This window comes from Cupriavidus sp. C1SS-2L (genome assembly GCF_057073735.1).
Genome location: NZ_CP172709.1, coordinates 1,533,310 through 1,547,437, shown reverse-complemented (window position 1 = coordinate 1,547,437; position 14,128 = coordinate 1,533,310). Strand labels below are relative to the sequence as shown.

Sequence of the window (14,128 nt, the reverse complement as noted above, 5' to 3'; positions counted from 1 at the left end):
GCGCCGGTCGGCGCGGCATACGCGGCAGCGTCTACGAGAGTAGTGGCAGGAACCGCGAAACCTATGTCCAATACCGACACGCGTTTGAACCATGCCGACACGGCCACCGCAATGCTCAGCCCGCCTTCGCGCTGCGCCGCAGGTAATCGGCGCGTGTCCACTCGAGTGCCACGCCGACCCGCTTCGTGCCAGGCCGGATCTTCGGCTTGTGCACGGCGAGCGTCAGCGTGTCGAGCGCTGGCCATTCGCGGAACGACAACTCCGCGATATCGGCCACGAGCGTCTCGAGCAGGCGCGTATGCGGCCTGTGCGCGAGGAAAGCGGCGACGCGCGCGCAATAGCCTTCGTAGTCGATCCACTCGCCCTCCTCGCGCGGCTCGCAGCGATAGCCGAGGCGCGCATCAATGACAATGGGCTGTGGTGCCTCATGCTCGTGTGGATGGATGCCGATTCGCACCGGCACCGCCAACGCGTCAATGAACACGCTCCATCCCCTGGACGGCAGCAACGACGCTTCCAACGCGGCGAGCGGGCCGCTGAACGCGTGATCGACGAGCTTCATGATGTCAGCGGCTCCGCTGCGTCAAGCATGATGCGGCTGAAGTAATCGGCAAAGCTGCGGCGCACCACGATCTCGAAGCGGTCATTCCCAGTCGGCACGAGCACGATCGCGGCCTTGAAGTAATGGCTCTGCACGCATTGCCCCGGTTTCAGCACGCGCGGATGCAGGTCGAGCGGGCAGCCGCGCGCCAGCACATCACGGACGCGCTCGCCGCTGATCTCCACGACCGTATAGCCGCTGCCGACGTCGACCGCCGCAGCGTACGCACCGGCGACCGCCTGGGCGAGCTTCGGCTCGAGTACGCCCGCCGGCACCGGCCCGTTCGACCGCACCAGCCATTCGTCGGGGCCGAGCCACAGTACGTCATAGGCGGCACTCCGCGCGACTGTGTTCGGTGCGGCCGGCGGCCTGCACCCCACCACGCCCTCGAACGCGTCGACAAACACGGGATCGGACAGATCGCCTCGCACGTTGACAAGATCCAGAAAGGCCCGCTCGCGCATCACGAAGTGCTTCGGCGCACGCGTCTGCTGCGCGTTCAGCAGATCGGCGGTGCCGATAAACGGCGACTCGAGGCGCACCGCGCGCTTGCGCGCGGCGGTCGCCGGCATATCCGCGACCGGCGTAGCATTACCCGTTTCATTCCACATTCTGGCGGACTCCTTCGGTATCGTAGAAAACAGGGCTGGAAACCTTCGCCATCACGCGCCTGCCGTCGGCCAGCGGGATCGCAACGCTCTGGCCCATCTTGCCCAGGCCGCCCTTCACCACGGCGAGCGCGATCGAGCGCTTCAGGATCGGACTGTAGTAACTCGACGTCACATGGCCGATCATCGGCGTTGGCTCGGTCGTCGACACGCGCGTACCCGGCGCAAGGATCTGCGCGCCCTCGGGCAGCACGAACTCCGCGTCGTCGGTCAGCAGGCCGACGAACTGCTTGCGGCCTTCCTTCGCCGTATCCGAGCGCGTCAGTGAACGCTTGCCCAGGAAGTCCTTCGACTTCGCGACGACGCCGCCCATCCCGAGGTCATACGGCGTGACCGAACCGTCCGTATCCTGGCCGACGATGATGTAGCCCTTCTCCGCGCGCAGCACGTGCATGGTTTCCGTGCCGTACGGTGTGATGTCGAACTCGGCGCCAGCGGTCATCAGCGCTTCCCACACGGCACGGCCGGCGTTCGCGGGCACGTTCACTTCGTACGCCAGTTCGCCCGAGAAGCTGATCCGCATCACCCGCGCCTTCGCGCCGGCGACGATGCCGTTCCGATAGCTCATGAACGGGAACGCATCGTTCGCGAAGTCGATGTCCTCGCAGACTTTGCGCAGCACCTTGCGGCTGTTCGGGCCAACCACCGCGAACGTCGCCCAGTGGTCGGTCACCGATGACAGCCGAACCTTCATGTGCGGCCATTCGGTCTGCAGCCAGCGCTCCAGCCAGGTCAGCACGCGCGCGGCGCCGCCCGTGGTCGTTGTCATCATGAAATGCTGCTCGCCGAGCCGCACCGTGACACCGTCGTCGAACACCATGCCGTTCTCGTCGAGCATCAGGCCATAGCGGCACTTGCCGACTTCAAGCTTGTTCCACGGATTCGTGTACATCCAGTTCAGCAGCGTGACCGCGTCCGGGCCCTGGATGTCGATCTTGCCGAGCGTCGAAGCATCGAGGATGCCGACGCTGTTGCGCACCGCGAGGCACTCGCGCTTCACCGCCGCGTGCAGGTTCTCCCCCTTCTTCGGGAAGTACCAGGGTCGCTTCCAGTTGCCGACGTCCTCGAACAGCGCGCCATGCTCGTCGTGCCATTCGTGAATGCAGGTCTTGCGGATCGGGTCAAGGAAGTCGCCGACCTCCCGCCCGGCGAACGTGCCGAACGTGACCGGCGTGTAGTTGGGGCGGAACGTCGTCGTACCGGTCTCGGGAATCGACTTGCCAAGCGCCTGCGCCAGGATCGCCATCCCGTTGATGTTGCCGAGCTTGCCCTGGTCGGTACCGAAGCCCATGGCGGTGTAGCGCTTCACATGCTCGACGGACTCGAAGCCTTCGCGCGCGGCGAGCAGGATGTCCGACGCGGCGACGTCGTTCTGGAAGTCGACGAACTGCTTCGGCCCGCGTGCGGCAGCCGCGCGGCTGCCGACAAGCCAGAGCGGCAGTAGCGCGCCCTCGGCGACAGGCGTGACCTTCGGCACGGCCGGGGCCTTTTCGGGACGGAAGCCGGCGGCCTTGGCAGCGTCGATCCCAGCTTCGAGCGCGAGCGGGAGCGCCATCGCAAGGTTGAACTCGCCCGCCGCTGCACCCACGCTCACCTCGGCCTGCAGCGATTTGCCCGGTACGAAGCACGTCTTTTCATCACTCCACTGCGCCTTGCCGCCCGACTGCGCGAACAGGTGAAGCACCGGACTCAGGCCGCCCGACATGGCGACGAGATCGCAAGGAATCTTCGACACCTTGCTGCCTGCCTGTCCGTTCGCATAGGAAGTCACATCGACCGACGTGACGTGCCGCTTGCCGGACGCGGCCATCACGACCGCGCCGTTCATGACAGTCACGCCCTGCCGCTTCGCGAGGGCGGGCAGCGCGCCACTGGTCGAGGCGCGCGGATCGACGACGGTCACTTTCGCACCGTTCGCCTTTAGGTCGAGCGCTGCCTGATAGCCGCGGTCGTTGTTGGTGAACACAACCGCATCCCGCCCCGGCAGCACGCCGTAGCGATGAATGTAGGTCGATACCGCCGACGCCATCATCACGCCCGGGAGGTCGTTGTTGCCGAAGACGATGGGGCGTTCGTGCGCGCCGGTCGCAAGGATCACCCGTTTAGCGCGGATCTTCCAAAGCAGTTCGCGCGTGCCACGGCGCTTCGATACGGGCAGGTGGTCAGTGAGGCGCTGCGTGACAGTAACAAGATTGTGGTCCTGGTAGCCGAACGCGTTGCTGCGCGACAGGATCGTCACGTCCGGCAGCTTGCGCAGCTTGGCCTCAATGTCGCCGACCCACTGCAGCGCGGGCTTGCCGTTGATCTCGCTCCGGCCGGACAGCAGGCTGCCGCCGAGTTCACGCTGGTCGTCGACGAGGATCACGCGCGCGCCACCCACGGCCGCCGCATGCGCGGCTGTGAGGCCTGCCGGCCCGCCGCCAACCACCAGCACGTCGCAATGCGCGTAGCACTTGTCGTAGCGATCGGCGTCCAGTTCTGTCGGCGCCTTGCCGAGGCCGGCCGCTTCGCGGATCTTCTCTTCATACGTGGGCCACATCTTGCGCGGCCACATGAATGTCTTGTAGTAAAAGCCGGCGGGCATGAAGCGCGCAAACTTCTGATTGACCGCCATGCGGTCGCGCTCCAGATCCGGCTCCGCGTTGACGCTCGTCGCGACGAGCCCCTGGTACAGTTCGATCTCCGTCGCACGGGCATTCGGCACCGTGTGAGCGCCGCGCTCCAGTTGCACCACGGCATTCGGCTCCGCGACATCGGCGGTCACGATGCCGCGGGGACGGTGGTACTTGAAGCTGCGTGCAACGAAGCGCACGCCGTTCGCGAGCAGCGCCGATGCCAGCGTGTCGCCCTGATACCCCTGGTAGGTACGTCCGTTAAACGTGAAGGTCAGCGGCTCGCCGCGATGGATGCGGCCGCCCGTGCCGAGACGGTCTTTCTGGCTCATTTCTTGCCCCCTCCTTGCGGTGCATTGGCGCCGGGCTGGACGAAGGTTTCGTAGCCCTTGATGTCATAAGAGACCGTATCGCGCTCGACCTTGAACCACCGTCGGCAGCCCTGGGCGTGGATCCATTGCTCGCGATGCGTGCCGCGGGTATTGGTGCGCATGAACAGGTAGTCTCCCCATTCGCGATCGGACAACTTTTCAGTGTCGAGCGGGCGCGCGATGTCGGCCTCGCCGCCACATGAGAACTCGGATTCGGCGCGCGGTCCGCACCACGGACATTCGATCAGCAGCATTTCTTTCTCCTCGGGGCGTTCAGTGCGCGACGGCGGCAGCGCCGTGCTCGTCGATCAGGTGGCCGGTATAGAAGCGACCCAGCGCGAACGGTGCGTTCAGCGCATGCGGCTCGTCGCGCGCGATCGTGTGCGCGAATACCCAGCCCGAGCCCGGCGTCGCCTTGAAGCCGCCCGTGCCCCAGCCGCAGTTGAAGTAGAGCCCCTTCACGTCGGTCTTGCTGATGATCGGGCAAGCATCCGGCGACACGTCGACGATGCCGCCCCACTGGCGGTTCATCCGCACCCGCGAGAACACCGGGAACATTTCGACGATGGCTTGCAGCGTCCCTTCGATGATGTGGAAGCTGCCACGCTGGCCGAAGCCGGTGTACTGGTCGATGCCCGCGCCGATCACCAGGTCACCCTTGTCGGACTGGCTGATGTACGCGTGCACCGCGTTCGACATGATCACCGAGTTGACAACCGGCTTGATCGGCTCAGACACCAGGGCCTGCAAGGGATGGCTCTCGATCGGCAGGCGCACCCCGGCCATGTCGGCGAGCGTTGTCGTGTTGCCGGCCGCGACCACCGCGACCTTCTTCGCCTTGATGAAGCCCTTCACCGTCTCGACGCCGACGACCGCGCCGCGGTCGCGGCGGATACCGGTCACCTGGCAATTCTGGATAATATCGACGCCCGCGCGATCGGCGCCTCGTGCGAATCCCCACGCGACCGCGTCGTGGCGCGCCACGCCGGCACGGCGCTGGATCGACGCGCCAAGCACGGGATAGCGGCTGTTCAGGTTGATGGTCGGCTCGATCTCCTTGATCTGCTGCGGTGTCAGGAACTCTGCGTCGACGCCGTTCAGGCGGTTCGCGTTCACCCTGCGCTCGGTATCGCGCACATCCTGCAGCGTGTGCGCCAGGTTCATCACGCCGCGCTGGCTGAACATCACGTTGTAGTTCAGGTCCTGCGACAAGCCCTCCCACAGCTTCATCGCCTTTTCGTAGAGCGCCGCGGACTCGTCCCACAGGTAGTTCGAGCGGACGATCGTCGTGTTGCGCGCCGTGTTGCCGCCGCCGATCCAGCCCTTCTCGAGCACGGCGACGTTCCTGATGCCGTGCTCCTTGGCGAGGTAATATGCGGTCGCGAGGCCGTGTCCACCTCCGCCGACGATCACCACGTCATACTCGCGCTTGGGCTCCGGGCTCTTCCATTGCTTTTCCCAGTTTTCGTGATAGGACAGGCCGTTGCGGAACAGACTGAATATCGAATAGCGGCTCATTTCATGGACCCTCGTTAGCATTCAATGACGTTCACGGCCAGGCCGCCGCGCGACGTCTCCTTGTACTTCGTCTTCATGTCGGCGCCGGTTTCGCGCATGGTCTTGATCACAGAATCGAGCGACACGTAGTGCTGGCCATCGCCCTTCAGCGCCATGCGAGATGCATTGAGCGCCTTGATTGCGCCCATCGCATTGCGCTCGATACACGGAATCTGCACCAGCCCGCCGACCGGATCGCAGGTCATGCCGAGGTTGTGCTCCATGCCGATTTCCGCGGCATTCTCGACCTGATCAGGCGTACCGCCCATCACGGCGGCCAGCGCGGCCGCGGCCATCGAGCACGCCACGCCCACCTCCCCCTGGCAACCAACCTCGGCACCCGAGATGGAGGCCGTCTCCTTGTAGATCATCCCGATGGCGGCTGCCGTCAGCAGGAACTCGACGATGCCCTCGTCATTCGAACCGGGCACGAACTTCACGTAGTAGTGGAGCACCGCGGGGATCACGCCTGCCGCGCCGTTTGTCGGTGCGGTGACGACGCGGCCGCCCGCTGCGTTCTCCTCGTTGACGGCCATCGCATACAGGTTGACCCAGTCGAGCATCGACAGCGGATCACGCAGCGACTCCTCGGAACGTGTGCGCAAGCGGTGATTGAGTTCGGCCGCGCGGCGCTTCACGCGCATCGGGCCGGGCAGCTCGCCCTCGACCTTGCAGCCACGCTCGACGCAGGCGGCCATCGTTTGCCAGATCGCCAGCAGCCCCGCGCGTACGTCTTCGGCCGGCCGCAGCGCGCATTCATTGCGAAAGATCAGCGCCGCGATCGACAGCCCGCTGTCGCTGCACGCCTGCATCAGGTCCGCACCGGTGCGGAACGGATATGGCACCTCGGCAGCCGCGCGCACGCCGTTGACGCGATCGCCGTCGCGATTGACCACGAAGCCGCCACCGATCGAGTAGTACTCTTTCTCGACGAGCAACTGGCCCTGCTCGTCGAACGCCTGGAAGCGCATGCCGTTCGGATGCACGACATTGCCCGTGCCACTCATCAGACGGCGAAAGAAGCCGATGTGCTCCTTTTCGTCGAACGCAATCTCATGCTTGCCAAGCAGCAACAGGCGCTTGTCCTTGCGGATCTGCGCGAGCCGCGGCTCAATGACGTCCGGATCGATGCGGTCGGGCAAGCTTCCCTCAAGGCCGAGCAGCACCGCCTTGTCCGTGCCATGGCCCTTTCCGGTCGCACCGAGCGAACCGTACAATTCGGCCCGCACGCGGCGCACGAAGCCGAGCAGGTTCGCATCCTCAAGGTGCGAGACGAATCGGCATGCGGCAATCATCGGGCCGACCGTATGCGAACTCGATGGACCGATGCCGATTTTGAACAGGTCGAAAACGCTGACATTCATCTGGCTTGCCTCTTTGCTCTTGGCTGGTAGGTGTCGTTGGACGCCAGTACATCAAAGCGTGGAATTTGCCGATAGAACAAAAGCGGCATCGACGTGGGACGACGCCGCCAAGCGGGGGGCCGGTCAGGCGGGAAGTTCGTTTTGGCGATGATTTGCGTCGGAAAAGCGCAAGTTCGCGGCAGGCGGATCGGCGACGCTGACTGTGCCTGAGCCGCGTCGAGCGGACAGGCGGCGAGCGCTGCAGGAATGCCGTACGCATCACCGGCGTTTGGTGCCCAGAGCACCCCCGCCCCACAACCCAGATCCGCCCGCTTGCCCGAACCAGCCAAGATGGATGCCGCCATGACACCCGACGTTCCCATTTCTCCCGTCGCCGAGCTGGCGCCACGGCGCGTGCGTTTCGGCATCGTGCTGCTGCCGAACTTCACGCTGACGGCGTTCTCGGGTTTCGTCGACATGCTCCGGCTGTCGGCCGACGATGGCGACTACAGCAAGCCGGTTCGGTGCGTCTGGAGTGTGATCGGGAACACACTCGCCCCGGTACGCGCGAGTTGCGGGATCCAGGTTGCACCGTGGGAAACATTCGACGAGTCAGAGCCGTTCGACTACGTGGTCGTCGTCGGCGGACTGCTGCACTCGGGGCCGCAGGCGGGGCCCGAGACGCTGGACTTCATCCGCCGCGCGGCGGGCGGCGGCGCGACAATCGTCGGCATCTGCACGGGCGTATTCGCGTTGATGCGCGCTGGTGTGCTCCAGGGGCACCGGGCCTGCGTAAGCTGGTTCCATTACTGGGATTTCATGGAGCGATTCCCGTCAGTCGATCCCAACCTGCTGATTGCCGACCGGCTGTTCGTGATCGACCGCCGGCGCATCACCTGCTCGGGCGGGCGCGCGTCGATCGATGTCGCAGCCGCCATTCTGCTGCGCCACTTCGATCACGCCACCGTCCAAAAGGCGCTCCGAATCCTGCTGGTCGGCGAGATGCAGAAGGGTAATGCCCCACAGCCGCATCCACCCGGGCTGGAGCCCGCGACGCACCCCAAGGTCAAGCGCGCAATCCTGCTGATGGAACAGCACGTCGGCCGGGCGCTCCCGCTCGATGCGCTTGCCTGCAAGCTCGACCTGTCGCCACGACAACTCGAACGCCTGTTCAAGGCAGAGACGGGCAAGAGCCCACAGGCATTCGCCAAGCATGTGCGCCTGAGGACCGCTGCGTGGTTGTTGACCAGCTCGGACCGCACGGTCGCCGACATCGCCTTGGGCTGCGGCTTTGCCGATGCATCGCACCTTGGCCGTGAATTTCGCAAGCAATTCGGAGTGCCGCCCGCAGCCTACCGCGACAAAGGCCCGGATTCCGCCGAGCCGTTGCTGCCCGACGGCGATGCTGGCGAGGTCTCGGCGCTCACTGAAATTGAGAGCGAGTGTTGAACCTGTACCTACGCCCACGGACCATCACCTCGTCGGGCCACCAATCATTTGACGCCAACAGCGTATTTCCACAGAAGAGAGCCATGAAAACACGCGCAGCAGTTGCCTGGGGGGCGGGAAAGCCGCTAACGATCGAAGACGTGGACCTGGAAGGCCCCCGCGCCGGTGAAGTGCTGGTAGAAATCAAGGCCACCGGCATCTGCCATACCGATTACTACACGCTGTCCGGCGCCGATCCGGAAGGCATCTTCCCGGCGATCCTCGGGCACGAGGGCGCGGGCATCGTCACCGATGTCGGTGCCGGCGTGACCTCGCTGAAGCCCGGCGACCACGTGATTCCGCTCTACACGCCGGAATGCCGCCAATGCAAGTTCTGCCTGTCGCGCAAGACCAACCTGTGCCAGGCCATCCGCGCCACGCAGGGCAAGGGCCTGATGCCGGACGGCACCTCGCGCTTTTCGATCGATGGCAAGCCGATCTTCCACTACATGGGCACGTCGACGTTCGCCAACCACATCGTGGTCCCGGAAATCGCGCTCGCGAAGATTCGCCCCGACGCGCCGTTCGACAAGGTCTGCTACATCGGCTGCGGCGTGACCACCGGCGTGGGCGCCGTCATCTTCACCGCGAAGGTGGAAGCCGGCGCCAACGTGGTGGTGTTCGGCCTCGGCGGCATCGGCCTGAACGTGATCCAGGGCGCGAAGATGGTCGGCGCGGACAAGATCATCGGCGTGGACCTGAACCCCGAGCGCGAAGCGATGGCGCGCAAGTTCGGCATGACGCATTTCATCAACCCGAAGGACGTGGGCAACGTCGTCGACCACATCATCCAGCTCACCGACGGCGGCGCGGACTACTCGTTCGAATGCATCGGCAATACGCAGGTCATGCGCCAGGCGCTCGAGTGCTGCCACAAGGGCTGGGGCAAGTCGATCATCATCGGCGTGGCGGAGGCCGGCGCGGAGATCTCCACGCGTCCGTTCCAGCTCGTCACGGGTCGCGAATGGAAGGGCTCGGCTTTCGGCGGCGCGCGCGGACGCACTGACGTGCCCAAGATCGTGGACTGGTACATGGACGGCAAGCTCAACATCGACGACCTGATCACGCACACGCTGCCGCTCGACCGCATCAACGAAGGCTTCGACCTGATGAAGCGCGGCGAGTCGATCCGCTCGGTGGTGCTGTACTGAGGAGCGCCTTTCCCGAGAACACCCTTGTAGGCAGGGAGCGGATGACCGATTCCTGCCGACTCCGCCGCGACCCATCGATGTATTGAATTAGGCACTCCCGCCCGCCTTTTGTCCGCGAAATTGAGTGCCTCCAGTAAGCGCCGCTTCTCGTTCGACGGGCCGTGCACACCTTGATAAGATTGAACGGTTGACTGTCGCTGGCCCCATCAAGGGGACAAGGTCCATGCGCTGCCCAAGGTGCGGGTTCGAGAATCCGGCAGGCGCCAAGTTCTGCGAGGAATGTGGCGTCAGGCAGGTGCGTGCCTGTCCGGCCTGCGGGCAGGAGTCCGCGGCCAGCGCCAAGTTTTGCAGCGAATGCGGCTCGCCGCTGAACGCCCCCTCCAGCGCCCCCGCTACATCGAGCGGGGCCGTGCGCGCCACGTCAACGGCGCCCAGCACTCCCATCGATTACACCCCGCCCTATCTGGCCGAGCGTATCCTGGCGGCGCAGGCGGAGATGGAAGCCCGCCGCCAGACGGACGGCGAGCGCAAGATGGTCACTGCGCTGTTCGCGGACATGGCCGGCTCCACCGCGCTGATCCATGATCTCGATCCCGAGGACGCCCGCAGCCTGATCGACCCGGTGCTCGCGCTGATGATGGAGGCCGTTCACCACTACGAAGGCTATGTCGCCAAGTCAATGGGCGATGGCATCCTGGCACTGTTCGGCGCACCGATCGCCAACGAGGACCATCCGCAGCGGGCCCTGCTGGCGGCGCTTCGCATGCAGGAGGCCATGCGCCATTACGCCGACGGCGTGCGCCTCGCTCAGGGCATCGCGCTTCAGATCCGTGTCGGTATCAACTCCGGCGAAGTCGTGGTGCGCACGATTCGCATCAAGGATTTGCACACCGATTACGACCCGGTGGGCAACTCGATCCATATTGCCTCGCGCATGGAGAACATCGCCGTTCCCGGCTCGATTGTCGCAAGCGAACACACCCGCAATCTCACTGAAGGCTACTTCGCGTTCAAGGCCCTCGGCGCGACAAGCGTGAAGGGACTGCCCGAGCCGCTGGAGGTCTTCGAAGTTGTCGGGCTCGGCCCGCTTCGCACCCGGCTGCAGGTATCGGCAAGCCGCGGACTGGCGCGCTTTGTCGGCCGCACCCGGGAACTCGAACAATTGCGCGAAGCGAGGGCACGGGCACGGGCCGGACATGGGCAGATTGTCGGCGTGGTCGGCGAGCCGGGGGTGGGCAAGTCAAGGCTTTGCCACGAATTCAAGCTGCTCGCGCCGCGTGATTGCCTGGTGCTCGAAACGTTCTCGGTTTCGCACGGCAAGGCCTACCCCTATCTGCCGCTCATCGAACTGCTACGGAACTACTGCCAGATCACCGCGCAAGACGATGAGCGCCGGCGGCGCGAAAAGCTCACTGGCAAGCTCCTGACGCTTGACCGCGCGCTGGAAGACAGCCTGCCCTATCTTTGCCACCTGTTGGGAGTCGTCGAGCCAGGCTCTGCGCTGGCACAGATGGACAACCAGATCCGTCAGCAGCGGACTTTCGAGGCAATCAAGCGGCTGCTCGTGCGCGAAAGCCTGACCCAGCCACTGGAGCTGGTCATCGAGGACTTGCAGTGGCTCGACAGCGAAACCGAGTCGTTCCTCGGCTTTCTCGGCGAGAGCGTGCCCAGTGCTCGCATTCTGCTGGTGGTCAATTTCCGTCCTGAATACCGGCACGACTGGAGCCGCAAGAGCTATTACACCCAGCTACGCCTGGATCCGCTTGGCGAAGCCGAAGCCCGGGACCTGGTGCACGCGCTGCTGGGCGATGCCACCGGACTGGCCCGGCTCGAGCAGCTGATCCTGGAGCAGACCGAAGGCAACCCCTTCTTTATCGAGGAGGTGGTGCAGGACCTCGTCGAGGGGCAGGTGCTGCGCGGCGAGCGCGGGCATTACCGACTTGTGCAGATTCCGGGCAAGCTGCACATTCCTGCCACTGTGCAGGGAGTGCTCGCCGCCCGTATCGACCGCCTGCAACCTGCCGAGAAAGCCCTGCTGCAGACCTTGGCCGTGATCGGCAAGATATTTACCTGGAGCCTGCTGGGTAGCGTCGTGGACCTGCCCGAGGACAAGACGAAGAGCCTGCTGGCCCGCCTGCAAGCAGGCGAATTTATCTACGAGCAGCCTGCCTTCCCGGAGGTGGAGTACAGCTTCAAGCATGCGCTGACCCAGGAGGTAACTTACGGCTCCTTGCTGAGCGAGCGGCGTCGTGCATTGCATGAGCGCACGGCGCAGGCAATCGAGACGCTCTTCAGCGCCCAGCTTGAGGAGCACTGCAGCGAGCTGGCGTATCACTTCAGCCGCAGCGGCAACACGGCAAAGGCAGTGGTGTACCTGCACCGTGCCGGCCGCCAGGCCGTGCAACGCTCGGCCGACGCCGAGGCTGTCACCCATCTCACCATGGCGCTCGGACTGCTCGCCACGCTACCGGATTGCCCCGAGCGCGCACAACAGGAACTCACGCTTCAGATCACCCTCGGACCAGCCTGGATGGCTAAAGGTGGCTTCGCTGCGCCGGAGGTGGGCGCAACCTACGCGCGCGCGCTGGCCCTATGTCAGCAGCTGGAAGACACGACCCAGCGGTTTACTGCGCTGATGGGCCTCCGCACGTTCTACACGGTCCGTGCGGAACTCCGGACCGCGCGCGAACTGGCTGGGCAATTGCTTGACCTGGCTGAACAGGCGCAGGATCCTGCGTGGTTGCTTCAGGCGCGTCGGGCGTTGGGCGCCAACCTGTTCTATCTTGGCGAACTGCTCCCGGCGCAGGAGCAGCTGGAGCAAGCCATGGCGCTCTATGACCCACGGCAGCACCGTTCGCATGCCTACGTCTATGGACTGGAACCGGGTGTGCAAGGGCTCGCCCTGATTGCCATGGACCTGTGGATGCTGGGCTACCCGGACCAGGCCTGCGCACGCGGCCAGGAGGCACTCACCCTTGCGCAGAATCCGTCCCATCCCTCTGACACGTCCGATGCGCTGATCGCCGCAGCACAGGTCCGCCTGTTCCGTGGCGAAGTGAAGCTGGCGCACGACCTCGCGCAGGCACTCGTTGCTCTCTCGAACGATTATGGTTTGCCGTACGGCCTGGCTTGCGGCACTATCCTGTCGGGCTGCGCCGTGGCTGCAGGCGGCCACAGCGCAGAGGGGATCAGCCTCATTCAAAAGGGCCTGTGCGCATACCGCGAAACGGGCGCCGAGCTTCTGCGAACCCATTTCCTCGCGCTACTGGCCGACACCTGCGCCAAAGCCGGACAAGTCGAAGCAGGGCTTGCAGCGGTGGCCGAAGCGCTCGCTGCCGTGGAACGAACCGAAGAGCGGGTTCACGAAGCGGAGTTGCATCGGCTCAAGGGAGAACTTGCGCTGCGGGAAGCGGGCGAACCGGGCGTTGCGAACGAGGCCGCCAACAATGCCGAAGCCAGCTTCCAGCGGGCGATCGCGATTGCCACAAGGCAGGATGCCCGATCGCCGAAGCTGCGCGCGGTTGTGGCGCTGAGCCGCCTGTGGCAGCAGAAGGGCCGGCATGCTGAGGCCCGAACATTGCTGTCCGAGACCTACGGCTGGTTCAGTGAAGGCTTCGACACAGCGGACTTGCGCGAGGCCCGCGCATTGCTCATCCAACTCGGGCAACAGTAAAGCAAGCAGCTGCGGGGTGGCTTGCGAGTCCGGACACTGTCATCGGCCCACTGCCAGCGATCCCGAACTGCCTGTGACATGCTGCAGACACCACCAGCCCTAGGCCTCCAATGGGAGCACCGCATCGAGCTCATCCTGCTGATGGGCGCGTGCGACAAGGTAGCGTCCATTGCCGAAGACGAGCGGCCTGTTCGCGGACCGTTCCAGGCGGACAACCCGTCCGATATAAACGACATGGTCACCTTCCGGATGAGCGGAAATCTTCACGCATTCCAGGTTGGCAGCGCATGAACTGATAATTGGAACACCCCCCAAACCCGGGCGGCTGACGATATTGCGGAACTTATCGTCGCTGGCTGTCGAAAATTGCCTGGATACCTGTATTTGGTGCTCAGAGAGGATATTTACGACGAACCGCTCGGCATCCCGAAACACGGGGTAGCTCCTTGATGAAAGAGATTGGCTCCATAAGATCAGGGGCGGAGTCAGCGAGACAGAACTGAACGAGTTGACGGTGATGCCACATGCCCTTCCAGTGGTGTCCAAAGTGGTCATCACGGTCACCCCGGTGGGGAAAGCACCCAGCGCCTTGCGAAGAGTCAGACCATCAATATGTTCCATCGCTTTTCCTTTCAGCGGGCGCGTCGACCGGTGCGCCATGCAG

10 protein-coding genes are annotated in these 14,128 nt (G+C 64.6%); 3 read left to right on the top strand and 7 right to left on the bottom strand.

Annotated elements, in window-relative coordinates; translation table 11 throughout:
* Nucleotides 1–115: 115 nt before the first annotated feature.
* The 6 genes from ACIGJG_RS24775 to ACIGJG_RS24750 are packed head-to-tail and all read right to left on the bottom strand — an operon-like array spanning nt 116 to nt 7,173.
* On the bottom strand, nt 116–562 hold the full coding sequence (locus ACIGJG_RS24775; protein ID WP_011300940.1) for a dihydroneopterin aldolase: 447 nt from the start codon (nt 560–562) through the stop codon (nt 116–118).
* The gene (locus ACIGJG_RS24770; RefSeq protein ID WP_011300941.1) at nt 559–1,212 is read right to left on the bottom strand and encodes a sarcosine oxidase subunit gamma; all 654 of its coding nucleotides are present in this window, start codon (nt 1,210–1,212) and stop codon (nt 559–561) included. The genes ACIGJG_RS24775 and ACIGJG_RS24770 overlap by 4 nt, the downstream gene beginning before the upstream one ends.
* Nucleotides 1,202–4,213 carry a sarcosine oxidase subunit alpha family protein gene (locus ACIGJG_RS24765; protein ID WP_483673136.1) on the bottom strand — a complete coding sequence of 1,004 codons (3,012 nt, stop codon included), beginning with the start codon at nt 4,211–4,213 and terminating at the stop codon, nt 1,202–1,204. The genes ACIGJG_RS24770 and ACIGJG_RS24765 overlap by 11 nt, the downstream gene beginning before the upstream one ends.
* Nucleotides 4,210–4,506: a sarcosine oxidase subunit delta gene (locus tag ACIGJG_RS24760; protein WP_011300943.1), complete on the bottom strand. Its 297-nt coding sequence runs from the start codon at nt 4,504–4,506 to the stop codon at nt 4,210–4,212. The genes ACIGJG_RS24765 and ACIGJG_RS24760 overlap by 4 nt, the downstream gene beginning before the upstream one ends.
* Before the next feature lie 19 nt (nt 4,507–4,525).
* The gene (locus ACIGJG_RS24755) at nt 4,526–5,770 is read right to left on the bottom strand and encodes a sarcosine oxidase subunit beta family protein (protein WP_011300944.1); all 1,245 of its coding nucleotides are present in this window, start codon (nt 5,768–5,770) and stop codon (nt 4,526–4,528) included.
* A 14-nt stretch (nt 5,771–5,784) separates the two neighbouring features.
* Nucleotides 5,785–7,173 carry an L-serine ammonia-lyase gene (locus ACIGJG_RS24750; protein WP_011300945.1) on the bottom strand — a complete coding sequence of 463 codons (1,389 nt, stop codon included), beginning with the start codon at nt 7,171–7,173 and terminating at the stop codon, nt 5,785–5,787.
* Between the two features lie 342 nt (nt 7,174–7,515).
* Here ACIGJG_RS24750 and ACIGJG_RS24745 point away from each other — a divergent pair, with 342 nt between their 5' ends.
* From ACIGJG_RS24745 to ACIGJG_RS24735, 3 genes are all read left to right on the top strand, one after another.
* On the top strand, nt 7,516–8,601 hold the full coding sequence (locus tag ACIGJG_RS24745) for a GlxA family transcriptional regulator (protein ID WP_041680264.1): 1,086 nt from the start codon (nt 7,516–7,518) through the stop codon (nt 8,599–8,601).
* Nucleotides 8,602–8,684: 83 nt separating this feature from the next.
* The gene (locus ACIGJG_RS24740) at nt 8,685–9,791 is read left to right on the top strand and encodes an S-(hydroxymethyl)glutathione dehydrogenase/class III alcohol dehydrogenase (RefSeq protein ID WP_140950963.1); all 1,107 of its coding nucleotides are present in this window, start codon (nt 8,685–8,687) and stop codon (nt 9,789–9,791) included.
* A gap of 223 nt (nt 9,792–10,014) precedes the next feature.
* A complete protein-coding gene (locus ACIGJG_RS24735) occupies nt 10,015–13,464 on the top strand; it encodes an AAA family ATPase (RefSeq protein WP_483673134.1) in 3,450 nt (1,149 codons plus the stop codon).
* Nucleotides 13,465–13,563: 99 nt separating this feature from the next.
* Here ACIGJG_RS24735 and ACIGJG_RS24730 read toward each other — a convergent pair whose 3' ends face one another.
* Nucleotides 13,564–14,085: a flavin reductase family protein gene (locus tag ACIGJG_RS24730; RefSeq protein ID WP_049796505.1), complete on the bottom strand. Its 522-nt coding sequence runs from the start codon at nt 14,083–14,085 to the stop codon at nt 13,564–13,566.
* Nucleotides 14,086–14,128 lie beyond the last annotated feature (43 nt).